Here is a 25,138-nt window from a genome sequence, read left to right on the forward strand (position 1 = left end):
TTGTTGATCCTGAATTGCATCAGGTGAGGGAACTCTTAGAGCAAAAAGTTTGACGTGAGCTTGCGAGGGATCCTTAACGGAATCGCAACCGGCACGCATCAGCGCGCGTGCCGTCCCGGGCTCGCAAGTCTCAGCTGCGGCCGTTCCTCAGGACGGTAGCGATGGTGTGGGCGGTCATGGCGGCGCGATCCGAGGCGCGCTGGGCGGCCAGCCGGTCTCGCGCCTTCTCCTCGATCAGGAGCTCGATCAGGGCGAGCCGCTTGTCCTCGTCGTCCGCCTCGGTCAGCAGGCGGTGATAGCGGTGATAGTCGAACCCAACGTCCTGCTTACGCATGTCACGCCCCCCGCAACCAACGCCACACACTCGGCGGATTGTTTCCCATGGGAAACAATCGGGCAAGCACGATCCTGCGTGGAACCTGGCTTTGGATGCAATCAGCTGTGAATTAGTTAACGGACCGGGACGGTCTCTGCCGGCTGCGCTTCAATCCGGATTGTGATCGGCGAACATCTTCAGGCCGAGGAAGCTCGCATCGGGTCTGGTGACCAGACGGGTCGGAATGTTGCGCAAGTAATCCTGGAAGCGTCCCTTGGCTTCGAAGCGGGCGCGGAAGGCCGAGGCGGCGAGGAACTCGGGAAAGCGCGGGACAATCCCGCCGGCGATATAGACGCCGCCGCGGGCGCCGAAGGTCACCGCGAGATTGCCGGCGACCGAGCCGAGGGTGGCGCAAAACATCTCCAGCGTCGCGCGGCTATGTGCACAACTGCCGTCCAGGGCCGCCTTGGTGATGGCAGCGGCATCGCGCTGCGGCACCTGGGCGCCGTCGACCTCCGCGAGAGCTTCGTAGAGGCTTTGCAAGCCCGAGCCGGACAGCGCGCCGCGCTCGATCGAGACATGGCCGAGGCGTTTGCGCAAGCACGCGATCACGCGCTCCTCGCGCTCGTTCTCGGCCGGCAGCGTCGCATGTCCGGCTTCGGTGACGACGGCCAGGCGCGCCCCGTGGCGCTCGACCAGGCAGGAGACGCCAAAGCCGGTTCCAGGCCCGACCACCAGCAGCGGTTCTCCAGGCAAGCCGTCCTGTCCGCCGAGCGGGATCAGATCGGCCGGCTGCAAGGCGGGCAGGGACCAGGCCACAACCTCGAAATCGTTGAGCACGTGGACGCTGCCGAAGCCGAGCGCCGGCTGGAGCTCGTTGCCGTCGATGACCCAGGGGCTGTTGGTCATGACGCAGCGGTTGTTGGTGACGGGGCCTGCCACGGCCAGCACGGCCCGTCGCGGCGGCTCGCCGCCAGACTTGCGTGCCAGCACATCGGCAATGGCTTCCCGGACGGTCGGGAAGTCGGCGACCTTCACGTAGTCGATCGGCCCGGTTTCGTGGCCATCGCGCTGGCTCAGCGCGAAGCGCGCATTGGTGCCGCCGATATCGGCGAGAAGAATTTGTCCTGTCTTGCCGATACCCATGGCTCTGTGGCTGCCGCGGCCTTGCCGGCCCTCGGGAACCCCTGCCTCCGTTCCTGATCCGATCCGCAACTGCGCGGACGGTCCGAGAATCCTCGCTTGATTGTGCCTAGTCAACACGGACAAGGCCAAACCGTTGCATCCTGGCATGCCTCCTGGTCGTCAGCGCGCTATCGCCCGCGCGGTCAGTGGTTGCGAAGTTGCGCCGGAAGGTCGACATTGGACGCAGCATTCGGCGCTCGGCGAGGGGTGGGTGGAATGGGACCTTGCGATGAAGATTTCTGACCGCGACGTGCTGCTGGTGATCGATGTCCAGAACGATTTCTGCACCGGCGGGGCGCTGGCCGTGCCCGGCGGCGAGAAAGTCGTGCCCGCCATCAATCGCATCGCCCAAAAATTCACCAATGTGGTGCTGACCCAGGACTGGCATCCAGCTGATCACGTCTCCTTCGCGCCAAACCACGCGGGCAGGCAGCCGTTCCAGACCATCGAGCTGAACTATGGCACCCAGGTGCTCTGGCCGTCGCATTGCGTGCAGGGCACGGCCGGCGCCGAATTCCACCGCGAGCTGGATGTCACCAAGGCGAGCCTGGTGGTGCGCAAGGGCTTTCGCCGCGGTATCGATTCCTATTCAGCGCTGTTCGAGAACGACCACAGGACGCCGACGGGCCTGCTCGGCTATTTGCGCGAGCGCGAGCTGAAGACCGTCTTCGTTGCGGGTTTAGCGCTGGATTTCTGTGTCCGTTTTTCGGCGGAGGATGCCCGCAAGGCCGGGTTCGAGGTCGCGGTGATCGAGGATGCCTGCCGCGGCATCGACCTCGACGGCTCCGTGGCGGCGGCCCATCGGAGTTTTGGCGAGCTCGGCATTTCCGTCATCAGCTTCGAGGCGTTCCTGTGAGGGGTGCGAGATAGACGTGGCGCAGAAGACAGGCAAACAGCCGGGTGGACCGGATCACATCCCCGACGACCCGCTGCTGTGGCCGTTTGCAGCGGCGCGGCTCGCCATGGATGCCTGCTTCTGGTGGATGGAGCGTGGGCCGGCAGAGCCGGCCGACACCAGCCTGCCGTCGACGACGCCGAGCAGGGTCGCGCTGGAGCTTGCGACCATGCGCCTGCGCGATTGCACGACGGACCGGTCCGGCCAGCCGGCGCTGGTCTGCGCGCCCTATGCCTTGCATCGCGCCCTGATTGCCGACTTCGCGCCCGGGCACAGCGTGGTGCAGTCGCTGCAAAATGGCGGCATCGACCGGGTCTATCTCACCGACTGGCGGTCGGCGACGTCAGATATGCGCTATCTCTCGATCGACAGCTATCTTTCGGATCTCAACGTCGCCATCGACGAGATCGGCGCGCCGGTCGATCTCGTCGGACTGTGCCAGGGGGGCTGGCTGTCGCTGCTCTATGCGGCGCGCTTTCCCGCCAAGGTGCGGCGGCTGGTCCTGGCGGGCGCCCCAGTCGACCTGTCGATCGACTCGGCAATGTCGCGGCTCGCCCGCAACGCGCCCGGGATGGTCTACGACCAGCTCGTCGCGCGTGGCGGTGGCAATGTCAGCGGCGAGGAGATGCTGCGCTTCTGGTCGAAAACGCCAAGTCGCGAGGATATCGCAGCCGCTTTGCAGAGGGAGCTCTCGGACGAGGAAGGTGCGGCACTGCTCGCGCGCTTCGATCAGTGGAATGTGGAGACCCTCGATCTGCCCGGGACTTATTATCTAGAGATCGTCAACTGGATTTTCCGGGAGAACCGGATCGCCGGCGGCGACTTCGTCGCGCTTGGCCGAAAGGTTCGTCTCAAGGACGTCAAGGCGCCGATCTTCCTGCTGGCCGGGCTCGACGACGAGGTGGTGCCGGCGACGCAGGCGCTCGCCACGGCCCAGCTTGTCGGTACGCCGCCCGCCTTCATCGCGGCGGCGTCCGAGCCGAGCAACCATCTCGGCCTGTTCATGGGCGCGCGGACCCACGCGCATGCCTGGCCCCGGATCGCGGAGTGGCTGCGGAACGATCTGTCCGGCGTCCTGGCCCGCAGCGCCTGATATCGCCAGCGCTGGACCGGCCGGGGCGCAAATCCGTTATGCATGACGGCGGATGGCCTGCACGGGGCCGGATCGATGGGCTACATATGAACTGACGGCGGCGGCCGGCCGGAAGAGATTTAAGGGTACTGCGCTCGATGACTTTCCACTCGATCTACATCCACGGATTTGCGCGCGTGGCAGCCTGCGTGACCACCTCCCATGTGGCCGATCCCGCGACCAATGCGAAGGCGATCCTGGCGGCGGCCAATGCCTGCCACGAACAGTCGGTGGCGGTGGCCGTATTTCCCGAGCTGTGCCTGTCCGGTTATGCGATCGAGGATCTGGTGAAGCAGGACCCGCTGCTCGATGCTGTGGAGCGCGGGCTTGCCAGCATCGTCGAGGCCTCGACCGCTCTGATGACCGTGCTGATTGTCGGTGCGCCACTGCGCTTTGTCCACCGCATCTACAATTGCGCCGTCGTCATCCATCGCGGCAACGTCCTTGGCGTCGTGCCGAAATCTTACCTGCCGACCTACCGCGAGTTCTACGAGGGACGCCATTTCGCCTCCGGCGCCGGCATCGCCGGCGAGACCATTGCCTTTGGCGGTCTGCACGCGCCGTTCGGCGCCGACCTGCTGTTCGCGGCCGAGGACGTCCCGGGCCTGACCATCGGCGTCGAGATCTGCGAGGACATGTGGATCCCGGTGACGCCGGCCTCGGAGCTCGCGCTGGCGGGCGCCAGCGTGCTGATCAATCTCTCGGGCAGCCCGATCACGATCGGCCGCGCCCGCTCGCGCGCGCTGCTGTGCCAGTCGACCTCCGCGCGCTGCCTCGCGGCCTATGTCTATTCCGCCGCGGGCGCGGGGGAATCGACCACGGATCTCGCCTGGGACGGCCAGACCTCGATCTACGAGAGCGGCGTGCTGCTGGCCGAGGGCGAGCGGTTCCGCCAGGGCGGCCAGATCACCTATGCCGATGTCGACCTCGATCTGCTCCGGCAGGAGCGCGCGCTGATGGGCACGTTCGACGACAACCGGCGCCAGCGCGAGGCCTTCTTCCGCAAGGTGACGTTCGCCCTGAAGCCGCCGGCCGCCGATATCGGATTCCTGCGCAAGGTCGAACGCTTTCCCTTCGTGCCGAGCGACGAGAGCCTGCTCGAGCAGGATTGCTACGAGGCCTACAACATCCAGGTCGCCGGCCTCGTGCAGCGCATGCGCGCGACCGGCACCAAGCGCGTCGTGATCGGCGTCTCGGGCGGCCTCGACTCCACGCATGCGCTGATCGTCGCCGCCAAGGCGGTCGACCTGCTCGGCCTGCCGCGTGAGAACATCCTCGCCTACACCATGCCGGGCTTCGCCACCGGCAGCGAGAGCAAGACCAATGCGCTGGCGCTGATGAAGGCGTTGCAGACGAGCTGGCAGGAGCTCGACATCCGCACCACGGCGACGCAGATGCTGAAGGACATCGGCCATCCCTTCGGCAAGGGCGAGAAGGTCTACGACGTCACCTTCGAGAACGTGCAGGCGGGCCTGCGCACGGATTATCTGTTCCGCCTCGCCAATCATCACGGTGGTATCGTCATTGGAACCGGCGATCTCTCCGAGCTCGCGCTGGGCTGGTGCACCTATGGTGTCGGCGACCAGATGGCGCATTACAACGTCAATGCCGGCGTGCCGAAGACGCTGATCCAGCATCTGATCCGTTGGGTGATCGCCTCGAAGCAGTTCAGCGGCGACGTGAACCGGACCTTGGGCTCGATCCTTGCCGCGGAAATCTCGCCCGAGCTGGTGCCCGTGCAGCCCGGCGAGAAGCCGCAGAGCACGGAAGCCTCGGTCGGCCCTTACGAGCTGCAGGATTTCAACCTGTTCTACACGCTTCGCTTCGGCATGCGGCCGTCCAAGATCGCCTTCATGGCGCTCCAGGCGTGGAGGGACGTCGGCAAGGGCGAATGGCCGCCGGCGTTCCCGAACGACAAGCGCAGGGCCTACGATCTTCCCGAGATCCGGCGCTGGTTGGAGGTGTTCCTGCGCCGCTTCTTCGCCTTCAGCCAGTTCAAGCGCTCGGCCATGCCGAACGGTCCGAAGGTGTCGGCCGGCGGTTCATTGTCGCCGCGCGGCGACTGGCGTGCGCCGTCCGATTCGAGCGCCGCGGCCTGGCTCGAGGATCTCGAGCGCAACGTGCCGAACTGATTGGCGCGGCGGATCGATATTGCTGGGAGCGATCTGATGTCGGCCGGTGAAAGCTCGGAAGCGGGTGAAGGGGCCAGCGTCGTCAACGGCCTCTACATCTTCGACATCGAAATGCGCGACGGCAAGCGCGGGCAGGCGAGAGGCGTGGTCGTGCTCTGCGACGGCCGCATCATGGGTGGCGACAGCTATTTCTATTACACCGGCAGCTACACTTTCCGGAACGGCAAGTGGCGCGGTGACATGATCGTCAATCAGCACACCGAGGCAGTCGGCAGGACGCTCGCCTTCGGAGGCAGGGAGGTCACCTGCGGTTTTTCCGGCGACTATTTCCCCGGCGGCGCCGAAGTCGAGGGAATGGCGCTGGTCGGCAAGACCAGCGTGACGTTCACGGCGCGGCTGACGCTGAAGGATGCGATGTGAGCTGACGCTCACCTCGAGCTTCGTCGCGGCAAGCATATGTGGATTCAGGGATATGCTGGCGTGCTCGCGCTGCTGGAAAGTGCGAGGTCCGGAGTGCCTAGGAGTCCGGACCTCGCAACCTTGCCCCAGCCTTCGATCCCCCGCCCCATGTGGTCCCCCAACCCCTTGGTGCGCGATCAGAGGGTGATGCCCCTGGAAGTGGCCGCCGATCGATGTCGCGCGATGTACGCGAGATCGAAATAGGATTCCATTCCGGATCACTACGGACACGATTGAGCTTGCTTCTGCGGCAAACTGCACGTGCCTGCATCGACGGCAGCACGGCTGCACAAGATCGATGCTGGCGATGCGCAGGATGTCCACACCTGCTCGACGCGGCCGAATCTCGGTTTCACGGGCCTGTCATTGAACTGGTCTAGCGCTGCTCCTCGTCATCGCTGACGACCGAAGGAGCAAGCCATGTCGAAGCCGGTGTTGGGCGCCGCATTGTCCATCAGATCGATCCCCGCGCATCGCGACTGGCTCCTCGAGCGGCAGCGCGATCTCGAGATCCAGGATTTTTTCCGCGCCGATCTGCTCGACGGTGACTGGCGTAGCGCGGCCGGCGAGATCAAGCAGATGCTTGCCGGTCACACCGGCCGGCTCGGCATTCATGGGCCTTTCTGGGGCTTCAAGATCGACAGCCACGACCCGATGATCCGCCAGGCCGTGACCAAGCGCCTGCGGCAGGGGCTGGAAGCCGCCGAGTTCCTCGGCGCGACTCAAATGGTGATCCATTCGCCGTTCACGACCTGGGACCACAACAATCTCGATCTGTATCCCGATAACCGCGCAAATATCGTCGAGCGCGTCAAGGCGACGCTCGCCGAAGTGATCGCGCGCGCCGAGACGATCGGCTGCGAGATCGTCATCGAGAACATCGAGGACAAGGATCCGCGCGACCGCGTGCGCCTCGCCAAGGCGCTCGAAAGCAACAAGGTCCGCGTCTCGCTGGACACCGGTCACGCCAACTACGCCCACATCTCCACCGGCGCGCCGCCGGTCGACTATTACGTCGAGACCGCCGGCGACATGCTGACGCATGTGCATCTCCAGGACACCGACGGCTTTGCCGACCGGCACTGGGCGCCGGGCGAAGGCAATATTCCGTGGGTCGCCGTGTTCCGCGCGCTGGGGCGGCTGACCTCCAACCCGCGGCTGATCCTCGAGCTCCGCAACCACGACGACGTCCGCAAGGGCGCTGCGCATCTCGCCGCGCTCGGTCTCGCCGAATAACCGACATCACAGAGGGCAGGGCTTATTGTCATGAGCAAACTCACCCGTCGCACCATCCTGAAGTCCGGCGGCGCTGCCGCGAGCACGCTTCTCCTGCCGCGCTTTGCGATCGGTCAGGCCGACAACCGTCCGTCGGTGACGATCGCCGTGCAGAAGGTGACCAATTCGAACGTGCTCGACGTGCTGCGCGAGCAGTCCAATGTCGGCGAGCGCGTGTTCTTCTCCTCGATCTGGGAAGGCCTGATCTCCAAGAACTGGCGCGGCAGCCTCGAGGCCGTGCCGGGCCTCGCCACCGAGTGGCGCCGCATCGACGACCAGACCGTTGAGGTGAAGCTGCGGCAGGGCGTCAAGTTCCACAACGGCGACGAACTCACGGCCGAAGACGTCGTCTTCACCTTCAGCCGCCAGCGCATGTTCGGCGAGACCGAGGCCAAGAGCCGCTCCACCATCCAGGCCTTCGAGAAGATCCCGACGCCGCGTCCCGGCAAGGAGCTGCCGCCCGATGTGCCGGCCGTCGCCCGCCGCATCTGGCCGGACCTCGTCCGCGTCGACGCCGTCGACAAGTACACGGTGCGCTTCTACAACGCGACGCCCGACGTCACCATCGAGGGTCGGCTGTCGCGCTACGGCTCCGACATCATGAACCGCCGCGCCTGGGAAGAGTCCGCGAGCTATCTCGACTGGGCGCGCAAGCCTGTTACGACGGGGCCGTACAAGGTCGTCGAGCTCAAGCCCGACGTGTCGCTGACGCTGGAAGCACACGACGAATATTGGGGCGGCCGCCCGCCGCTCAAGCGCATCCGCTTCCTCGAAGTCCCTGAAGTCGCGAGCCGCATCAACGGGCTGCTCTCGGGCGAATACCAGTTCGCCTGTGACATCCCGCCGGACCAGATCGCCGGCATCGAGAAGAACGCCGCGTTCGAAGTGCAGGGCGGCACCATCCTCAATCACCGCCTGACCGTGTTCGACAAGAACCACGCCGTGCTCGCCAATCCGCTGGTGCGGCGCGCCTTCACCCATGCGATCGACCGCCAGGCCATCGTCGACAGCCTGTGGGCCGGCCGCACCCGCGTGCCGAAGGGCCTGCAGTGGGAGTTCTACGGCGACATGTTCAACGCCGACTGGAGCGTGCCGGCTTACGATCCGAAGCTCGCGCAGGATCTGCTCAAGCAGGCCAATTACAAGGGCGATCCGATCCCGTACCGGCTGCTCAACAACTACTACACCAACCAGGTCGCAACCGCGCAGGTGCTGGTCGAGATGTGGAAGTCGGTCGGCCTCAACGTGCAGATCGAGACCAAGGAGAACTGGTCGCAGATCATGGAGCGGGCGCCGACCCGCGCCGTGCGCGACTGGTCGAACTCGGCTGCTTTCAACGATCCGGTGTCCTCGCTGGTCGCCCAGCACGGGCCGAACGGCCAGCAGCAGCAGATCGGCGAATGGACCAATGCCGAGCTGAACACGCTCTCGGAATTCCTGGAGACCTCGACCGACCGCGCCGCGCGCAAGAAGGCGTTCCGCCGCATGCTGGAGATCGCCGAGCGCGAGGATCCCGCCTATACGGTGCTGCACCAGAACGCGACCTTCACGGCCAAGCCGAAATCGATCAGGTGGAAGGCCTCGCCCGCCTTCGCGATGGATTTCCGCGCCGGCAATTTCGAGGCCTGAAGGTGTCGCCGCTGGTCAGCATCGAAGGCCTGAGCGTCGCCTTCAATGGCGTGCCGGTCTTGCGTGGTGTCGACCTCGCTCTTGGCAAGGGCGAGGCCCTCGGCCTCGTCGGCGAGTCCGGCTCCGGCAAGTCTGTGACGTGGCTCGCCGCACTCGGCCTGCTGCCGCGGCATGCGAAGATTTCGGGCTCAGTGCGGCTCGACGGGCGCGAGCTGCTGGGCGCGCCGGCCGCCGAGCTCGACCGCGTCAGGGGCGGGCGGGTCGCCATGATCTTCCAGGATCCGGCGAGCGCGCTCAACCCGGTGCTGACCATCCGCAAGCAGCTCTGCGAGGCGCTGGCGCTGCATCGCGATCTCCAGGGCGAGACCGTGAAGGCCGAAGCGAAGCGGCTGCTCGATCTCGTCGGCATCCCCGATGCGGCGCGGCGGCTCGAAGCCTATCCGCACGAATTCTCCGGCGGCCAGGTCCAGCGCATCATGATCGCGATGGCGCTCGCTGGAAATCCCGACCTCTTGATCGCGGACGAGCCGACCACGGCTTTAGATGCCACCATCCAGGCGCAGATTTTGGAGCTGCTCTCCACCATTCGCCGCGAGATGAGCATGGCGATGGTGCTGATCAGCCACGATCTCGGCGTCGTCGCCGAGAACTGCGACCGCGTCGCGGTGATGTATGCCGGCCGCATCGTCGAGCAGGCGCCCAGCAACCAGCTCTTCGCCGATCCCCTGCATCCCTATGCGCAGGGTTTGATCGGCGCGCTGCCGCCGCTCGACGGACCGCGGCGCCGTCTCACCGCCATTCCCGGCACCGTGCCCGATCCGGCGCACATGCCGACCGGTTGTGCCTTTGCGCCGCGCTGTACGCTGGCGACCGATCCGTGCGGTCTTGCGGCACCAACCCTCGCGCCCATTGCCAATGACCGCACCGTCGCCTGCATCCGCGCCGACGCCTCTCGCCGCGCACTGCTCGGGATCGCCGCCGAATGAGCGCGCCGCTCGTCGAGGTCCGCGCGATCTCCCGCAGCTACAGCATGCGCTCCGGAATGTTCGGCCGAGCCACGGCCGTGCATGCCGTCGACGGCGTGTCACTCACGATTCCCAAAGGTGAGACGCTGGGCCTCGTCGGCGAGTCCGGTTCGGGCAAATCCACCACGGGCCGCATCGTGCTCGGCCTCGAGCCTCCCGATTGCGGCGAGGTGCGGTTTGGCGGCAAGCCGATGGCCGCGCTAGGGACGGCCGCGTGGCGCACGCAGCGGGCCCGCATGCAGATGATCTTCCAGGACCCGCTGGGGGCGCTGGACCGGCGGCTGCCGGTCGCCACACAGATCCGCGAGCCGCTCGACATCCACGGCGTCGGCACACCCTCGATGCGCGAGGAGCGGGTGCGCGAATTGCTGCGCGCAGTCGAGCTCACGCCGGCGCATGGCGCGCGCTATCCCGGCGCGCTCTCGGGCGGACAGCGCCAGCGCATCGTGCTGGCGCGGGCGCTGGCGACGAAGCCGGATTTCCTGGTCTGCGACGAGCCGGTCAGCGCGCTCGACGTCTCGATCCAGGCGCAGGTGGTGAACCTGCTTTGCGATCTCCAGGCGCAACTCGGGCTGACTTTGCTGTTCATCAGCCACGATCTGCGCGTCGTCAGGCAGATCAGCAACGTCGTCGCGGTGATGTATCTCGGCCGCATCGTCGAGGTCGGCAGCGCCGACGATCTCTTTGCGCGCCCCGAGCATCCCTACACACAGGCGCTGGTCTCGGCCTCGCCCGCACCAGGCCGTCGCAGTGCCGGCCGCATCGTGCTGGCTGGCGATCCGCCGAACCCGGCCGCGCGCCCGCAAGGCTGCGCCTTCCATCCGCGCTGTCCACGCGCCATCGCGCGCTGTGCGAGCGAGGTGCCGGCGCTCTCGGCTGTGGGCGGTGACAGACAGGTCGCCTGCCATCTCGTCACCGGCGCTCAAACGCGGGACGCGGCGTGATGGGACGCTATTTCGCCATTCGCATCGGGCGCGCAGCTCTGACGATCGTGCTCGTCGTCACCTTTGCCTTCGTCGTGCTGCGGCTGTCGGGCGATCCTGCCCTGATGATTTTGGGACCGGAGGCACCGCCCGAGGTGATCGCCGCCTTCCGCAAGGCCTGGGGCCTCGATGATCCCATCTGGTTCCAGTACCTCGATTACTTCAGCGCCATCGCCAAAGGCGAGCTCGGCCGCTCCATGCGCGACGGGCGGCCCGCGATCGAGCTGGTGCTGGAGCGCATCCCGGCGACGCTGGCGCTGACGCTGCCGGCCTTCTTCTTCAAGGTCGCGCTCGGCGTTCCCGCCGGTATCTACGCGGCGCTGCATCGGGGCTCGGGAATCGATCGCGCGGTGATGATGACGGCGGTCGCCGGCTTCACCGTGCCGAGCTTCGTGCTGGCGCTGCTGCTGGTTCTGGTCTTCGCCGTGCAGCTCGGCTGGCTGCCCTCGGGCGGGCAGGACAGCTGGCGCCACGCCATTCTGCCGATCACAACGCTCAGCCTCGGCGGCGCCGCGGTGCTGGCGCGCTTCACCCGCAGCGCGATGCTGGAGGTGCTCGGCCAGCCCTATATCCGCACGGCCTCCGCCAAGGGCGTGCCGTGGCGCAAGGTCGTGACATCGCACGCGCTGCCGAACGCGGCGATCCCGACCGTCACCATTCTCGGCTTCATGGTGGGCACGCTGATCGCCGGCGCGGTCGTGGTCGAGAGCGTGTTTGCCTGGCCGGGAGTAGGGCGGCTTCTTGTCGTTGCGGTTGCCAATCGCGACCTCGCGGTCGTGCAATGCATCCTGCTGCTGGTCGCGATGACCATGGTCACGTCCAACCTGGTCGTCGATTTCCTCTATGGCTTCCTCGATCCGCGCCTGCGCGCCAAGGGGGCCCACGCATGACCGACGCCACGCTGAAGGACACGGCTGTCCGCCGCCGCATCAGCCTGCCGGCGATTCCGGTCTCAGTCGGTCTCGCGATCACCTGGATCGTCGCGATGCTCCTGATCGCCGCTTTTGCCGAGAAGATCACCCCTTATGGCTTCACCCAGCTCGATTTGCGCAACCGCCTCGCGGCACCCGGCAATGTCGCGCACTGGCTCGGCACGGACGAGCTCGGCCGCGATGTGCTGTCGCGGCTGCTCGTGTCGATCCGCATCTCGCTGCTGATCGCCTTCGGCGCCACCGCAATCTCGGCCATCGTCGGCACAACGCTTGGCTTCCTGGCCGCGCATTTCCGCGGGGCGGTCGAGCAGCTCGTGCTGATGCTGACCGACTTCCAGGCCAGCATGCCCTTCCTGATCATGGCGCTGGCCGTGCTCGCCTTCTTCGGCAATTCGCTGCCGCTGCTGATCGGCCTGATGGGCCTGTTCGGCTGGGAGCGCTATGCCCGCATCGCGCGGGGCCTTGCCATCTCCGCCAATGCGCAGGGCTACGCCGCCGCCGTCCGTCAGCTTGGGGCGACGCCGTCGCGGATTTACCTCCGGCACATCCTGCCCAACATCGCCTCGACCCTGATCGTCTCGACCACGCTGGTCTTCCCCGAGGTGATCCTGATGGAATCCGGCCTGTCCTTTCTCGGCCTCGGCGTGCAGCCGCCGATGACCAGCCTCGGCAACATGGTCGGCTATGGCCGCGAGTACCTGACCCGGGCCCCCTGGATCATGCTGGCTCCGGCGACAACCATCGTCGTGACCACGCTGGCGGTCTCGGTCATCGGCGACTGGCTGCGCGACCGGCTCGATCCGACGCTGCAATAGCGCGACTGGCTGGAGCCGTGGGCCGATTTGCCGCCGCTTCTAGCCTTGGTCTAGCCCTGGTCTAGCCTTGGACCTCCGGCTTCTTGCCGCGCCCGAGCGCGAATTGACCGACCGGGCCCTCGATATGGAATTCCAACTCCGTCATTTTCGCGAACAGATCGATGTTGGTGCTGCCAATGGCGCAGCCGCCGAGGCCCATATCGGTCGCCGCCAGGTAAAGCGTCTGAATCAGGCTGCCGACATCCTTCAGGATCAACGAATATGCGATTGAGCTGTATTTCCAGGAGACCCGCCCAAAACGCGCCGCGATCGTGATGAGGATTTGTGGCTGACCCGGCGCGTCCATGGCGAATTGGGCAGCGGCCAAATGCGCCTGGAGTTGTTGGGGGGAGACGCTGATCGCGACTAGCGCGTGGCTCCCTGCATCATAGTGGTAGAGTCCGCGCGCAAGCCCGTCGCAGTTCGCGACGGTAAGGTACAATTCGAGTTCGTACGCGCTGCCTGCCGACGGATAAGGCCTTGTGCTGTAGGTGACTTCGGAACCGCCCTCGAAATACGGTTCGCTCTTCCATTCGGACACGACGCGTGCGGTGGTGTCGAGAAACTGTGCGAGTTCGCCGAGCGTGACCGGATGCTTGTCGTCGAAATCCCGTGTTGAATGGCGTTCGCGCAACAGCTTCGGGAAGTGGGAGTTTGGCTCCGCGGAGGAGAATTTGCGCAGGTCAATCTTGCTGCCGGCCCAGGGCGGACGCACCGCCGGCGACGGCGGAACGACGCCGGCATAGGTGAAGGCGGCGCCGACCGGGTTGGCTTGCCGACCCTCCGTGCTCCGCGTGTGAAACACCAGATCGTGGAAATCCCAGAGAACGAGATTGCCGTCGCCTTCATTCACCCGCAAGCCGTCGCCGCCTTTCGCATCGAGCTTGAGCAGGATCTGGCTGTCCAGCAACAGTTCGAGCAGATGGAGGGTGGAGGAAGCCATCTTCTGGTTGAGCTTGCCGATCTTCCGAGGCTGCGACAGCGCAGCAAGGGTGGCGGCGATGGCGGGATCGCCAATCCGGAACAACGCGCCGGCGCGTGGCGATTCCAGCACCAACTCGTTGCCGCGCCGGCGCAGAAAGGCAAAGCGCGATAGCACAATGGTGTCACGACTGCCCAGCTTCGCGCGCCGCGGCCAGTATTCGGGGACTTGGGGCTCGATGACCACGAAGTCCTGCGTGCCACGCGAAGAGGAGAGGCGGTATTCCAGAAGCCCTTGCCGGGCCAAGCGATGCACCAGTGCGTCGATTTCCCTGGCGAGGATGCTCTTGCCTGCAAAAGACGCGAGCGGAAGGCCGGTGCTCAGATGTCGCGCACGGTCTATCGCAGCCTCGCTGAATTGCCCGAGGTTGACGGAATAGTCGCCGAGAGAGGCGGCGATGTTTCCGTCCGGCTGCATCTGGAGGGAAAAGCGATGGCTCAATCGGGCAGCAATCTCCGGCGCCATCTTCCTGGTCGGCTTTTTCCGGGGAGCACGCACGACGACAGGCCTTCAGGTGTGTGGAAGGAATGAAGTCAGATCGCTTTCGAGCCGCGGCCGGTCCAACAATCCGAGCCTCACCGGCACATCGTAAAGGCGGCCCGGCGCGAAGCGGCGATAAAAATGACGCAAGCCCGGAACGAGCACTCTGACGACCGGAACCTCGACGTCGGGACGTGTCTGGTCGAGGACGAGGAAATCGTAGCCCGCACGGGCGGCGATCTCGACGCAGGCGATGGCCTGGTCACGCGTATTGCCGTGAAGCTCGAGGCTCGGCGCCGGGGGGACGATCGGGCGATCGCTCGGTGTCAGGAACGGGTAGTCTTCCAGGCGCAGCGGGGTAACACCGTCGAGGGTCGGCTTTTCGCCGCTCGCACCGCCCATCATGCTGACGGACATGAATTGGGTCAGCTCGGTGAGGGAGCGCAGCAGGGCTATGCGGCGGTCGAAATGCGCGCCGGAGCCGAACTCGATATGCTCGTCTCCATTCTGCATCCAGTGCATGATCGCCACGTAAGTCGGAATGCCGAGATCGGTGGTGACATCGAGCACCCACAGCTTGCGCCCGGCTTCCGTAAATTGAGTCCGGAGATCCCGGACGTAGAAATCGTCGAACTGCTCGAGGTCGACCTCGGCGCGCTGCACCCGGTTGTACCACCAGATCGCGTAGGCATCGCGCTCGATCAGTTCGAGGAAGCCCTGGACAATCGCTTCGTCGCGGGTGTTGCCGGCCGCGCAGCCGTTGGAATCCGTATGGAAGCCGCCATAAAAGAAGTACAGGAGGCCCGTCGGCAGATATTTGAAGCGTTTGTCGCGCAACGATGAGACGGGCGACCACTCGGTCCTCGTCGAAGGATCGAACGGCTCTGGAACCGGATGGGGATCGTCCGGTTGCTGGAGAAATCTGTGCTTGAACTGCGTTTCACTGAAGAGCTGGACATCGTTGGGAAGAAGCGCGTCGCCAGGCGCGAAATCGGCAAATCGACGCATCGTCCTGATCTCATCGCCCTGGAAAATGCCCGAATAGCGTTCGATCGATTCCATCAGCGCGCTGGCTTCGCCCTGCTCGGCGGTCGAGCCCTTGCCAAAACTGCCGCCGCTCAATCCGGACCTGAGCTGGTCGATGCTGTGGGCGGGCGCGGAGAAATTATGCTGCGCGAAGTAGTTGGTGTTCATCGGCAGGTCGACGTCGATTCGTTCGAGCCTGGTCACCACCCCTGTCAGTGGGCTCACATGCTTGCGGAAGCGCGACACCGTCGACCGCGACGTCACGGTGCGATAACCACCGCTGGTCATGACGAGCCTCTTGCCCTCGGCAATTTCGACCAGGGCCGGAGATCGGCGCGGGTTGTTCAGCTTCCTGCTGCCGCAGGTCGGACATTGTGGACGTCGCGTCACATAGTGCTTGGCGATGGCGGCGCCGGTGAGGTCGAAACTTGCGATGTGATCGCACAGATCGGTGCGAAAATCCGATGCAATTGCCTTGGCGATTTCGACGGCCGCAAAATGGATTCCAGTCTGGCCGACGCTTTCTCTGACGAGCGGCGATATGGCAACCGCACGCGCCGGTCCCCGATCAAGAAACCCCTTGATCTCCCGGTTGCGGATCATGCGATCGAACAGGCAGGTCCAGCAGGCGCTCTCGCCCGGTTTGAACACGGGCCCGACCAGCGGAAACGCGCCGGATGGCTGCACCAGCAGCCAGGGCGTCTTGCCGGCCACGCGTTCCTGGTTCAGTTCAGCAAGTCGCCGGTCGAGATAGTCGTTCGCCAGCGTGATCGTGAACTTCGGCGCTCGCTTGGCGATTTGAACACCGAGCTTGCTCAGCGCCGCGGTCAGCTCCCTGGCGCCTTTGACGTCAATCGTCTCGATCTGGACGGGGCAATTGCGAAGATTTTGTTCGGCGACCTCCAAAGGGATGCCGAGGCTCGCCAGGAAACCGCCGATGGCGTCGTCGAATGCTTTCGGCTTCCGCGCGACGACATATCGGCGATCGAGGAGCCGCTTGATCGCTTCCTCGATCTTGTTGGCCGGAAAGTGCTTCGAAAGCTGGCTAATGATCTCCGGCCAAGCCTTGCCGTGTTTTCCGATCGCGGTGGCCAAGGTGCAGTAGAGCTCGCCGTGCAGGAAGAACTTGCGGTCCTCAGAATAAAGGCAGACCGCGTCGGGAGGCAGTACGTAAGCGGTGAAGTTCGGTGCAAATCGGAGAATGTCTTTGTGGGTCTGCCGCGCAACGCGGGTCTTGCCAGTTGCAGTCATTGAGTCAGCACGCTGATCCTGTTGCCGTCACGCTAGATCGCCGGCGCAAGATGGATCGTCACGACCGCGCGCCGGCATTTTCCCAGAGAATTGAAGCGAATTCAGCTCTCACCCGCAAGCCGCCGATGCGAGCGTCGTAGCGAAATCAAGCAATTGGCCGGACCCTTTCTTGAGGCCGGCCAATGACCTATCAACCCGCGAATTTGACGTTCGGAACGCGCCAGGGGTCTAGCACCAGCGGCAGCGGCCCCACGATGCGCAGCAACCCGCGCATGATACGGCGCATCCCACCACACCAACGCCACAGCCGACAGCACAACCCGCACATCGGCAACCGACGCCACATCGGCAACCACGGCAACCCCGACAGCCTCTGCAGCCGCGGCAACCGCCGCATCCGCGCCATGCCAGCTGCACGCGGCTACCGGCGTTTTCCTTGTCGAAGAGATGGAAGGTGGCCAGGCTGACGTCAGCCATTTCCTCTTCATCGAGAGTGATTGCCTGACCCGTTCCAAAGTGCGGCAATTGTTGCACGTCGGATGTCGGCACGGCGGACGCCGATGCGCCTCCCGCCAGCGAGAACGTCAACCCTGCCGCTCCGAACGCCGGCACGGCGACTTTGGTTACTCGCTTCTTCCCTTTAGAGGTCTTCTTCGCCTGCCGCATGGTCGACCCTCCGAGCATTGCAAGAAGCATCCCAGCCGCGGTAAGTCTACGCTCAGGAAATAACGCGAGCAACAATTACGCGCACAAAAGCGCGGCGCTGCACGTTCGGATGTATTCATCTTCATGAACGGCAATCAGCACAGCCAGTTGACACAACGCGTCAACGATCCACGCTCTCGGTGCGCGTGCAGCTTGCTGCAGTGCCGCAAGCGCATCGCAGCTTGAACGGAGAGTTCGGGGTGGCAGATCGATCAGGGCGTTTCGCTTGGTATGAACTCCTGACCACGGATGTCGCAGCGGCGAGCGCATTTTATCGCAAGGCCGTCGGCTGGGGCGTGAAGGATGAATCGACCCCGGATCTACCTTACATGGTGCTTCGTAGCGGCGGCGCTCCGCTGGGCGGACTTATGGTTATCCCGGAGGAGGGGCGGAGGTTGGGGGCGACGCCGCGCTGGATGGGATACGTCGCCGTCGACGACCTGGACGCGACCGCCGCGCAGATCAGGCGTCTTCGAGGCACGATCCTTGTGCCGCCGACCGACACCAATATTGGGCGCATAGCAGTCGTTGCCGATCCGCAGGAGGCGACGTTCGGGCTGATCAAAGAACCGACCTATGGCCGACGGAAACCGGGCCGGCTGGACGAGCCGGGGCGTATCGGCTGGCATGAGTTACTGGCTACCGACCGGACCGTGATCTTCGATTTCTACAGAGAACTATTCGGTTGGCAGAAGGCCGATGCTCAAAGCGAACCAGCGGCCTGGTATCAATTGTTTTCGGCGGGTGGCCAGACGGTCGGCGGCATGCTCACCAAACTTCCGAGCGTGACGCAGCCGAGCTGGCTGCATTACTTCAACGTCGACGACATCGGTTCTGCCATGAAACATGTGAACGCTGGCGGAGGCCGGATCCTTCAGGGTCCGATCGAATTGCCTGATGGCTGCTGGATCGCACGATGCGTCGATCCCCAGGGCGCCTTGTTTGCATTGCAGGGGGCCCGGGGTCCGACCAGCATTGAGCCATCCTCGGCTTCGGAAATCGGCTGGTCCGCTAAATGGGGTGGCATTGCCTCCCAGGGGAGAATTGTGCTGCCCAAGCCGAAGCGCTAGCTGCAGCGTCTCCGTCCGGCGCTGACGCGACCCTGCACAGCCCGCGCCGGGAGCAGGGGAGGCCTGCGAAAGGCCGATCCGGCCCTGTCCAAGCCAAGTTCCCGTTGCGCGCGTCCACCCCGTGCGGTATCCGGCCGGAAAGGCCTGAGGCGGCTCCCATTTTCCCGCCCGGCCCCAAACCCGAGGACGGAAACCGCCATGCCAGCCTATCGCTCCCGCACCACCACCCACGGCCGCAACATGGCGGGCGCCCGCGGCCTCTGGCGCGCGACGGGCATGAAGGACGCAGATTTCGGCAAGCCGATCATCGCGGTCGTCAACTCCTTCACCCAGTTCGTGCCCGGCCACATCCACCTCAAGGACCTCGGCCAGCTCGTCGCCCGCGAGATCGAGCAGGCCGGCGGCGTCGCCAAGGAGTTCAACACCATCGCGGTCGACGACGGCATCGCCATGGGCCATGACGGCATGCTCTACAGCCTGCCGTCGCGCGAACTGATCGCCGACAGCGTCGAGTACATGGCCAACGCGCATTGCGCCGACGGCCTCGTCTGCATCTCCAATTGCGACAAGATAACGCCCGGCATGTTGATGGCCGCGCTGCGGCTCAACATTCCCGCCGTGTTCGTCTCCGGCGGGCCGATGGAAGCCGGCAAGGTCAAGCTGCAGGGCAAGACCAAGGCCGTCGATCTCATCGACGCGATGGTGGCCGCGGCGGATTCCAAGGTCAGCGACGAGGACGTCAAGGTGATCGAGCGCTCGGCCTGCCCGACCTGCGGCTCCTGCTCGGGCATGTTCACGGCGAACTCCATGAACTGCCTGACCGAGGCGCTTGGCTTGGCGCTCCCCGGCAACGGCTCGGTGGTCGCGACCCATGCGGACCGCAAGCGCCTGTTCGTCGAGGCCGGCCACACCATCGTCGACCTCGTCCGCCGCTATTACGAGCAGGACGATGCGTCGGTGCTGCCGCGCAACGTCGCCAACTTCAAGGCGTTCGAGAACGCGATGACGCTGGACATCGCCATGGGCGGCTCGACCAACACCGTGCTGCATCTGCTCGCCGCCGCCCATGAAGGGCAGGTCGCGTTCACCATGCAGGACATCGACCGGCTGTCGCGCCGCGTGCCCGTGCTGTGCAAGGTTGCGCCGTCCGTCGCCGACGTGCACGTCGAGGACGTGCATCGCGCCGGCGGCATCATGGGCATTCTGGGCGAGCTCGACCGCGCCGGCCTGATCGACACCTCGGTGTCGACCGTGCACGCGCCGACCATGAACGATGCGCTGGAGCGCTGGGATATCAAGCGCTCCAAGAGCGAGGCGGTGCGCACGTTCTATCGCGCTTCGCCCGGCGGCATCCCGACGCAGGTCGCCTTCAGCCAGGAGCGGCGCTACGACGAGCTCGATGCCGACCGCGAGAAGGGCGTCGTGCGCGATCTCGAGCACGCCTTCAGCAAGGACGGCGGCCTCGCCGTGCTCTACGGCAACCTCGCGCAGGACGGCTGCATCGTGAAGACCGCCGGCGTCGATGCCTCGATCCTGAAGTTCTCCGGACCGGCGCGCGTGTTCGAAAGCCAGGATGCCGCCGTCGAAGGCATTCTGGGCGGCAAGGTCGTGGCCGGCGAGGTCGTGGTCATCATCTACGAAGGCCCGCGCGGCGGCCCCGGCATGCAGGAGATGCTGTATCCGACCAGCTATTTGAAATCGATGGGCCTCGGCAAAGCCTGCGCGCTTGTCACCGACGGCCGCTTCTCGGGCGGCTCCTCGGGCCTGTCGATCGGCCATCTGTCGCCGGAAGCCGCCGAAGGCGGCAACATCGGCCTCGTGCGGACCGGCGACGTCATCGCCATCGACATCCCGAACCGCAGCATCACGCTTGAGGTCTCCGACGAGGAGCTCGCCAAGCGCCGCGCCGCGGAAGAGGCGAAGGGCGATGCTGCCTGGCAGGCGACGGGCCGCAAGCGCAACGTCTCGACCGCGCTGCAGGCTTATGCGGCACTCACCACCAGCGCCGCGCGCGGCGCTGTGCGCGAGGTGAAGCGTCGCTCGAACTGAGCGCTGCATCGCTCGCGCCACACGTGCATGGTCAACAAGTCCTGAACGGCCGGCGAAAGCCGGCCGTTCGCATTAAGGATGCCTCGACGAACTTCAGCACAGCAAGGTATTACGGCGTATACTGCGGCCACCTTCGCAAATCCATTTCGGGCAACTGGGGCACCGCATAATGTCTCGTACTCTTGCTGTCGTTTTCTCAACAGTCGTCGCCGCGATTTCGATGACGGGAGCCGCTTCCGCCGGCTGCTACAATTGCTACACGCCGCCGCCGTGCACGACCTGCTATCAGCAGCAATACGTTCCGCCGCAATACCGCGCCGTCGATGAGACCGTGATGGTGTCGCCCGGCTCCGTCGTCGCGCATCGCACGCCCGCGCAGTACCGCACCGTGATGGTGCCGCAGACCGTGATGGTGGCGCCGCCGGGCGTCCAGTACGAGCGCATCCCGCCGCAATACGCCACGCGCCAGCGCGTCGAGATGGTCTCGCCGGGCTATTCCTACTACGCCCCGGTGCAGATGGGCTGCGCATCCTGCGGCTACTGACGCCGACGCAGCAACGAACGAATTTCGCGCGGCGCTCCCTCGGGCGCCGCGCTTTCTTTTGGCCGCAAGCAACGGGGCCCGGACCTGAAGCAGAAACTCCGGCCGGACCCCGCAACCGGCAACGCCCTGGGCGGTGTCGACGGTCCCGCCTAGGCTAGGGCACCTGGCTGACACTCGCCTGACAGAGCGATTTCCATGGGACGAGGGGAGGCCGCCGCGAGCCCGCCAATTTCGCGTTGGCTTACGCGGTCGGTCATGGGGTTATCGACAGCCACAGGGCGGCCCCGGCTGTGGTGGGGGGCTTTTGAGGTAAGGCCGGGGCCGCTGGAGGTGCTTGGACTCTTGGGGAAGGCCAAGCGATCGATAGCTTACTCTGCGCTCCCGGCGCGGTTCTGTTCGCTTCAGCACATTGCGATGCCATTTCAGAGCGGAACTTTGCCATTTTTTCCCGATCCGATTCACACAGATTAATGCAAGCAGAAGCATGGCCGCCTTTCCTTGCTCGTCGAGCAACCGGGGTCACCAATGACTGACAAAGAGCCGATGCAGAGCAGGTTTTTCATTCGAATGGGAGGCAAAGGTTGGATGGTCTACGATCGAGAGCGCATGGGCCCAGCACTGATCGGGACCGACATGGCGGCCAATTTGACGAAGGAGCGCGCCGAACAGTTGCTACGTATCCTGATGTCCCCGCGCGCGGGGGGCCGCTAAGGAGCGGGCGCAACAACGAGCGCTTGTCGCGTTTTGAGGAAACGGCCCCAACTCAGTGACAGGAGGAGCTGGGGCCAGAGTTGCCGGGCGAGCAAGGCTTACGCTTAGCCCGGACTCAACGTTTGCCATCGAACCAAGGTCGCTCGCGATGGGGCAACCGGCGTACCTCGGATTTGCAGTGCTCTAGATTCCCCTCCGTGTCGGTGCAACCGAAGGGTCCCAGCAGTGTCCGCTTGCCAGGTTCGGCGGAGCTGTTCTAACCCATTGGCGGAACGAAACCGCGCGCCCTTCGAGCTTCTCGGTTGCCGGTTCGCTCGCGTCGATCAGATTTGGGTTCAGCCTTGGTCTTGCGACCCTGACCATTCACAGAGAGAGAATGACCCCTGTGCTTCAGACTGAACGGCATCTCAATCTCGACCCGGACATGTTTTGCAGTGACGACGCACTCGCCTACGAGCGCAGCCGGACGCGTTTCGTCGCCGGTCAAGGCCTGTTGCTCGACGATGCCTACCGTTTGGCGCATCTGCCTCTGGTCGCTCCGCACGATCCTCGCGTGATCGCAGCGAAGGAGGGCACCTCTTACGACAGGGGACGCCACCCCACGGCCTACTCGGTGGTGTTGCCCATCTCGGCCGACGCACTCGAAGCCTCGCCGGCCTATCAGGCGCTTGATGCGGAACTGCGGACGGCTCCGTTTGCGAACAAGGTGGCGTGGCACGTGATGGACAGGCGGCGGGAGCATCTGCACGCCACCATCTGCGGTGGCCTCGGCTCCGAGCCGCCGGCCATCGAGCCCGCCCGTCGCTCGGCCATGGCCGAGCTCGGACCCATCAGGGCCGAGGTCCGGGGGCTGTTCTCCGGGAATGTGAATCGGGGACGGCTCTATCTTCGGGTCTACCCCGAGCAGCGCGATGGCGCGAACCTCTTCCATGCGGTCCAGCGCGTGCTCGGTCGCCCGACGACGGACCTCTACGTGGTCGGACTCTGGAACCTGATGGACGATCTCGATGCCGACGAGGCCGCGATTCTCGCGGCGATGATCGAGCGCTGGTGGTCACGGAGCTTGCTGCGGGTCGAGGCGGACGAGCTTTGGTTGCTCGGCGCACGCGATGACCTCGTGCTGGATGGTGAGATCAGCGCGCGCTTGGCGCTGCGTTGAGGTGCCGTTCGACATCGCTGTGAGGCCGGGCCGGGCGCTTTGATACTGGCGGAAGGGGTGGGATTCGAACCCACGGTACCCTTGCGGGCACGCCGGTTTTCAAGACCGGTGCCTTAAACCACTCGGCCACCCTTCCATCTCAACAATTTCAAGTGCTTAGCGGTAGGTTCTGAGAGAACAAACCACGAAATCGGCACCCGAATGGCACCTAACGTGCCAGCGCCGCATTGATCGCCGCGGCCGCCTTGCCGTCGTCGTTCCTAAACAAGTGGGCGTAGACACGCAAGGTGATGTCTGGCTTCGCATGCCCGAGACGTGCACTGAATCTCCCGCCATGGCACGCGGCGCCGCTTTGGGATGATCTTGAGGGGCCGCCCCCGTATATGGTGGTGGAGGACTGATGATCAATCAGACGCGGCTCGCGGCGCTGGAGATCAGGCGCCACATTCTTCGCGCGAGCGTGAAGGTAGGTTGAGATGGGTGGGACAACCAACAATAACAGTATGAACATCACCATTTCCGGCGATGCCAGCAGAGACGAGGTCGGGAGAACGATGTTCCAGGCCGGCCAGGCCTTGGCCAGGCAGCTAGCGGCGGTGGGTCGATAGATCCCTAGTTGCCCATGGCCCGCATAGCGTTGTCAGTCATCTGACGGCGCCAGGACGCGCGCTCTTTGAAACGCGCCTTGGCTAGCATCGCCACGCTGACGAGCAGGAGAAAAGCCACGGTACCGATGGTAGCCATCGTCGTCTCCACGGTGATCCCTCTTCTGAGAATCTGAATCAACCCGGGGCTGTTTTCAAGGGCAAAGCTGCGGTTGGCAAAAAAGCCGCTAGGGGGCGTTGGCCCGTAGCAGATTAGACAGGCTGCTCTCACCCGAAACCGGATCAACCGGGAAAAAGTGGAAATTGGACCTGGGAAATCAGATTCAGCGGATAGATGAGGTAACTTCTCAGTGAGCGCACAAAAGACGCGCTGCTCTGCGGATGCACCGCCCTCGCTTTTCGCGAGCGAGGGCGAGGCCTTTTCAGGGTGAAGTCTATCGCCGATTTTTGTTTCTCTCACAGAACAGAAGCCCTGCCACTCTTGATTTGGGCGCCGATGCTCCGCCTCCGGCATCTGCAACTGTAAAGCTTGGGCTTACTCCATTTGCGCCCAGCTGGAATGTATTGCCGACCCCGGCAACAAGAGCCCCGGCAGCAGGTGCATACTCCTGCCACCCTTTCGGACAGCTGGGCAGATTGAACGCCAGAACAGTGTGCTCCGGTAAGTCTTGTGCGTCCGCCGGGAAGCAGGAAACGCTCAAGAAGACGATCGACATCACGGCAGCAATTCTCATGATTAAATCCTTTCAGTTAAAAATGCCCCGGAGCAGCATAAATTGAGCGATATTTTTATGCCTGCCTAAACAGGAAGCTGTTGCACAACATTGAGCCAGCGCATGCAGACATCTAGGAGAGATTGGCGCGTAACGCGGGTCGCTGCCTCAGTAGTGGCTTCATAAACATTTAAGAGCATGCATAAATGCTGGTTTGGTGATTTAGATTCGTCGAAAAGGTTTTTCCGAATGGCATTGGCAGCCGACCATCATGATCTGTTTCGTTTAATCCTGGCATTTCAGAAGATCAAAGACCCGGACCTGCGCCGAATGATTCTTCAGCATGTAGAGACGTTGGAACAGCAGCGGACGACGCGGGGAGATCATCAGTCAGCCGACGATCTGGGGATGCCGCCTAAGCGTTTTGCTGATGACGCGGCAACCAAGAGCGGTGTCGCACAGCCGGAGCCGGACCTTGCCGTCAACTGCGCTGGCCTTCAAATGTTAGCCGGTCCAGTTTCAGGATAGAGCGGCCAGATCGAAACACAGCTTGGACCTTCCTTTTGCCTCCGGGACAATCTGGCACAAACTGCATAGCCAGGCCTGAGGTAACTTAGGTTAGGATAGGGCATGGGTAGAGAGCTACTAGTGGGTGTGCTTGCCATTGGCGCTGGTGTTTTCACCGTGGCCGCCGCAACGGCGATAATCTTTAGTCTTTGATTTATCTCAAGTAGCTCACGCGAGCCGCCGGCATCCTCCCATCCGCTGGGAGGCGACAATGACAATGCGGCCTTGGATGTTGCATGGGCTGGCGTGGGGTGCAGCCGCCCTGGGCTTGGCAGCCATCATCTCAATGAGCATGTAGGCGTCGGCTTGGCCCGATCTTCGTTAACGGCACTTGGTCTACGAAATACGTCGGCCTTGCGTCTGCTGGTGATGTCATCGACTTCACCGTTGACCTTGATTCATACCTCGGCGTACTGGTTGCGCTTGCGCCTTTTAGGCGGTTTGGGCGCGCCATCCCGC

Annotated in this window: 22 protein-coding genes and 1 tRNA gene; 17 read left to right on the plus strand and 6 right to left on the minus strand. The window is 64.3% G+C overall.

The window, feature by feature from the left end:
• Nucleotides 1-130: 130 nt before the first annotated feature.
• Complete coding sequence (locus IQ16_RS19770; protein WP_018642023.1) at nt 131-334, minus strand: hypothetical protein; 204 nt, start codon at nt 332-334, stop codon at nt 131-133.
• A gap of 150 nt (nt 335-484) precedes the next feature.
• Nucleotides 485-1,462 carry a glucokinase gene (gene glk / locus IQ16_RS19775; protein WP_018642022.1) on the minus strand — a complete coding sequence of 326 codons (978 nt, stop codon included), beginning with the start codon at nt 1,460-1,462 and terminating at the stop codon, nt 485-487.
• A gap of 268 nt (nt 1,463-1,730) precedes the next feature.
• Between glk and pncA the strand changes: the two genes are divergently transcribed.
• The 10 genes from pncA (at nt 1,731) to IQ16_RS19825 (ending at nt 12,778) form a co-directional block, all read left to right on the plus strand.
• Complete coding sequence (pncA, locus tag IQ16_RS19780; RefSeq protein WP_035666130.1) at nt 1,731-2,357, plus strand: bifunctional nicotinamidase/pyrazinamidase; 627 nt, start codon at nt 1,731-1,733, stop codon at nt 2,355-2,357.
• A 16-nt stretch (nt 2,358-2,373) separates the two neighbouring features.
• Nucleotides 2,374-3,489, plus strand: coding sequence for an alpha/beta fold hydrolase (locus IQ16_RS19785; RefSeq protein ID WP_018642019.1), 1,116 nt, complete (start codon nt 2,374-2,376; stop codon nt 3,487-3,489).
• 137 nt (nt 3,490-3,626) lie between these two features.
• A complete protein-coding gene (locus IQ16_RS19790; protein ID WP_018642018.1) occupies nt 3,627-5,660 on the plus strand; it encodes an NAD(+) synthase in 2,034 nt (677 codons plus the stop codon).
• 36 nt (nt 5,661-5,696) lie between these two features.
• Complete coding sequence (locus tag IQ16_RS19795) at nt 5,697-6,080, plus strand: GrlR family regulatory protein (RefSeq protein WP_026311843.1); 384 nt, start codon at nt 5,697-5,699, stop codon at nt 6,078-6,080.
• Between the two features lie 459 nt (nt 6,081-6,539).
• A complete protein-coding gene (locus IQ16_RS19800) occupies nt 6,540-7,355 on the plus strand; it encodes a sugar phosphate isomerase/epimerase family protein (protein WP_018642017.1) in 816 nt (271 codons plus the stop codon).
• Between the two features lie 30 nt (nt 7,356-7,385).
• Nucleotides 7,386-9,023: an ABC transporter substrate-binding protein gene (locus tag IQ16_RS19805; protein ID WP_018642016.1), complete on the plus strand. Its 1,638-nt coding sequence runs from the start codon at nt 7,386-7,388 to the stop codon at nt 9,021-9,023.
• A gap of 2 nt (nt 9,024-9,025) precedes the next feature.
• The gene (locus IQ16_RS19810) at nt 9,026-10,009 is read left to right on the plus strand and encodes an ABC transporter ATP-binding protein (RefSeq protein ID WP_018642015.1); all 984 of its coding nucleotides are present in this window, start codon (nt 9,026-9,028) and stop codon (nt 10,007-10,009) included.
• On the plus strand, nt 10,006-10,992 hold the full coding sequence (locus IQ16_RS19815) for an ABC transporter ATP-binding protein (protein ID WP_018642014.1): 987 nt from the start codon (nt 10,006-10,008) through the stop codon (nt 10,990-10,992). Before IQ16_RS19810 ends, IQ16_RS19815 begins: the two co-directional genes overlap by 4 nt.
• Nucleotides 10,992-11,921 carry an ABC transporter permease gene (locus IQ16_RS19820; protein WP_018642013.1) on the plus strand — a complete coding sequence of 310 codons (930 nt, stop codon included), beginning with the start codon at nt 10,992-10,994 and terminating at the stop codon, nt 11,919-11,921. Before IQ16_RS19815 ends, IQ16_RS19820 begins: the two co-directional genes overlap by 1 nt.
• The gene (locus tag IQ16_RS19825) at nt 11,918-12,778 is read left to right on the plus strand and encodes an ABC transporter permease (RefSeq protein ID WP_018642012.1); all 861 of its coding nucleotides are present in this window, start codon (nt 11,918-11,920) and stop codon (nt 12,776-12,778) included. The genes IQ16_RS19820 and IQ16_RS19825 overlap by 4 nt, the downstream gene beginning before the upstream one ends.
• Before the next feature lie 61 nt (nt 12,779-12,839).
• On the opposite strand, the gene IQ16_RS19830 is transcribed toward IQ16_RS19825, so the two are convergent.
• Both IQ16_RS19830 and IQ16_RS19835 read right to left on the minus strand, forming a co-directional pair.
• A complete protein-coding gene (locus tag IQ16_RS19830) occupies nt 12,840-14,264 on the minus strand; it encodes a SagB/ThcOx family dehydrogenase (protein ID WP_018642011.1) in 1,425 nt (474 codons plus the stop codon).
• Nucleotides 14,265-14,309: 45 nt separating this feature from the next.
• Nucleotides 14,310-16,211: a TOMM precursor leader peptide-binding protein gene (locus tag IQ16_RS19835; protein ID WP_244635752.1), complete on the minus strand. Its 1,902-nt coding sequence runs from the start codon at nt 16,209-16,211 to the stop codon at nt 14,310-14,312.
• Between IQ16_RS19835 and IQ16_RS46595 the strand changes: the two genes are divergently transcribed.
• From IQ16_RS46595 to IQ16_RS19865, 6 genes are all read left to right on the plus strand, one after another.
• Complete coding sequence (locus tag IQ16_RS46595) at nt 16,194-16,559, plus strand: hypothetical protein (protein ID WP_244635755.1); 366 nt, start codon at nt 16,194-16,196, stop codon at nt 16,557-16,559. The two genes, IQ16_RS19835 and IQ16_RS46595, sit on opposite strands and share 18 nt — an antisense overlap.
• Nucleotides 16,560-17,401: 842 nt before the next feature.
• Nucleotides 17,402-18,331 (plus strand): VOC family protein, encoded by a 930-nt coding sequence (locus tag IQ16_RS19845; protein ID WP_018642009.1) that lies wholly within the window; start codon nt 17,402-17,404, stop codon nt 18,329-18,331.
• Nucleotides 18,332-18,529: 198 nt separating this feature from the next.
• Nucleotides 18,530-20,380 (plus strand): dihydroxy-acid dehydratase, encoded by a 1,851-nt coding sequence (gene ilvD / locus IQ16_RS19850; RefSeq protein ID WP_018642008.1) that lies wholly within the window; start codon nt 18,530-18,532, stop codon nt 20,378-20,380.
• Nucleotides 20,381-20,600: 220 nt separating this feature from the next.
• Nucleotides 20,601-20,924: a hypothetical protein gene (locus IQ16_RS19855; protein ID WP_018642007.1), complete on the plus strand. Its 324-nt coding sequence runs from the start codon at nt 20,601-20,603 to the stop codon at nt 20,922-20,924.
• Between the two features lie 525 nt (nt 20,925-21,449).
• Nucleotides 21,450-21,635 (plus strand): hypothetical protein, encoded by a 186-nt coding sequence (locus IQ16_RS19860; RefSeq protein WP_018642006.1) that lies wholly within the window; start codon nt 21,450-21,452, stop codon nt 21,633-21,635.
• 376 nt (nt 21,636-22,011) lie between these two features.
• On the plus strand, nt 22,012-22,794 hold the full coding sequence (locus tag IQ16_RS19865; protein WP_018642005.1) for a hypothetical protein: 783 nt from the start codon (nt 22,012-22,014) through the stop codon (nt 22,792-22,794).
• Between the two features lie 46 nt (nt 22,795-22,840).
• Here IQ16_RS19865 and IQ16_RS19870 read toward each other — a convergent pair.
• Both IQ16_RS19870 and IQ16_RS19880 read right to left on the minus strand, forming a co-directional pair.
• A tRNA-Ser gene (locus tag IQ16_RS19870) sits at nt 22,841-22,930 on the minus strand.
• A 476-nt stretch (nt 22,931-23,406) separates the two neighbouring features.
• On the minus strand, nt 23,407-23,913 hold the full coding sequence (locus tag IQ16_RS19880; RefSeq protein ID WP_145831694.1) for a hypothetical protein: 507 nt from the start codon (nt 23,911-23,913) through the stop codon (nt 23,407-23,409).
• A 448-nt stretch (nt 23,914-24,361) separates the two neighbouring features.
• Between IQ16_RS19880 and IQ16_RS19885 the strand changes: the two genes are divergently transcribed.
• A complete protein-coding gene (locus tag IQ16_RS19885) occupies nt 24,362-24,640 on the plus strand; it encodes a hypothetical protein (RefSeq protein WP_145831695.1) in 279 nt (92 codons plus the stop codon).
• Nucleotides 24,641-25,138: the final 498 nt, after the last annotated feature.

Origin of the sequence: Bradyrhizobium huanghuaihaiense, from assembly GCF_007830635.1 — a bacterium.
GTDB lineage: Bacteria > Pseudomonadota > Alphaproteobacteria > Rhizobiales > Xanthobacteraceae > Bradyrhizobium > Bradyrhizobium huanghuaihaiense.

What these genes read in the sequence shown, in the direction of transcription:
- IQ16_RS19865 (WP_018642005.1), top strand. Translation starts at nt 22,012, where the DNA reads ATGACCCCTGTGCTTCAGACTGAACGGCATCTCAATCTCGACCCGGAC.
- pncA (WP_035666130.1), top strand. Translation starts at nt 1,731, where the DNA reads ATGAAGATTTCTGACCGCGACGTGCTGCTGGTGATCGATGTCCAGAAC.
- IQ16_RS19825 (WP_018642012.1), top strand. Translation starts at nt 11,918, where the DNA reads ATGACCGACGCCACGCTGAAGGACACGGCTGTCCGCCGCCGCATCAGC.
- IQ16_RS19860 (WP_018642006.1), top strand. Translation starts at nt 21,450, where the DNA reads ATGACTGACAAAGAGCCGATGCAGAGCAGGTTTTTCATTCGAATGGGA.
- IQ16_RS19795 (WP_026311843.1), top strand. Translation starts at nt 5,697, where the DNA reads ATGTCGGCCGGTGAAAGCTCGGAAGCGGGTGAAGGGGCCAGCGTCGTC.
- ilvD (WP_018642008.1), top strand. Translation starts at nt 18,530, where the DNA reads ATGCCAGCCTATCGCTCCCGCACCACCACCCACGGCCGCAACATGGCG.
- IQ16_RS19790 (WP_018642018.1), top strand. Translation starts at nt 3,627, where the DNA reads ATGACTTTCCACTCGATCTACATCCACGGATTTGCGCGCGTGGCAGCC.
- IQ16_RS19800 (WP_018642017.1), top strand. Translation starts at nt 6,540, where the DNA reads ATGTCGAAGCCGGTGTTGGGCGCCGCATTGTCCATCAGATCGATCCCC.
- IQ16_RS19805 (WP_018642016.1), top strand. Translation starts at nt 7,386, where the DNA reads ATGAGCAAACTCACCCGTCGCACCATCCTGAAGTCCGGCGGCGCTGCC.
- IQ16_RS19885 (WP_145831695.1), top strand. Translation starts at nt 24,362, where the DNA reads ATGGCATTGGCAGCCGACCATCATGATCTGTTTCGTTTAATCCTGGCA.
- IQ16_RS19855 (WP_018642007.1), top strand. Translation starts at nt 20,601, where the DNA reads ATGACGGGAGCCGCTTCCGCCGGCTGCTACAATTGCTACACGCCGCCG.
- glk (WP_018642022.1), bottom strand. Translation starts at nt 1,462, where the DNA reads ATGGGTATCGGCAAGACAGGACAAATTCTTCTCGCCGATATCGGCGGC.
- IQ16_RS19815 (WP_018642014.1), top strand. Translation starts at nt 10,006, where the DNA reads ATGAGCGCGCCGCTCGTCGAGGTCCGCGCGATCTCCCGCAGCTACAGC.
- IQ16_RS19830 (WP_018642011.1), bottom strand. Translation starts at nt 14,264, where the DNA reads ATGGCGCCGGAGATTGCTGCCCGATTGAGCCATCGCTTTTCCCTCCAG.
- IQ16_RS19820 (WP_018642013.1), top strand. Translation starts at nt 10,992, where the DNA reads ATGGGACGCTATTTCGCCATTCGCATCGGGCGCGCAGCTCTGACGATC.
- IQ16_RS19880 (WP_145831694.1), bottom strand. Translation starts at nt 23,913, where the DNA reads ATGCCGGAGGCGGAGCATCGGCGCCCAAATCAAGAGTGGCAGGGCTTC.
- IQ16_RS19770 (WP_018642023.1), bottom strand. Translation starts at nt 334, where the DNA reads ATGCGTAAGCAGGACGTTGGGTTCGACTATCACCGCTATCACCGCCTG.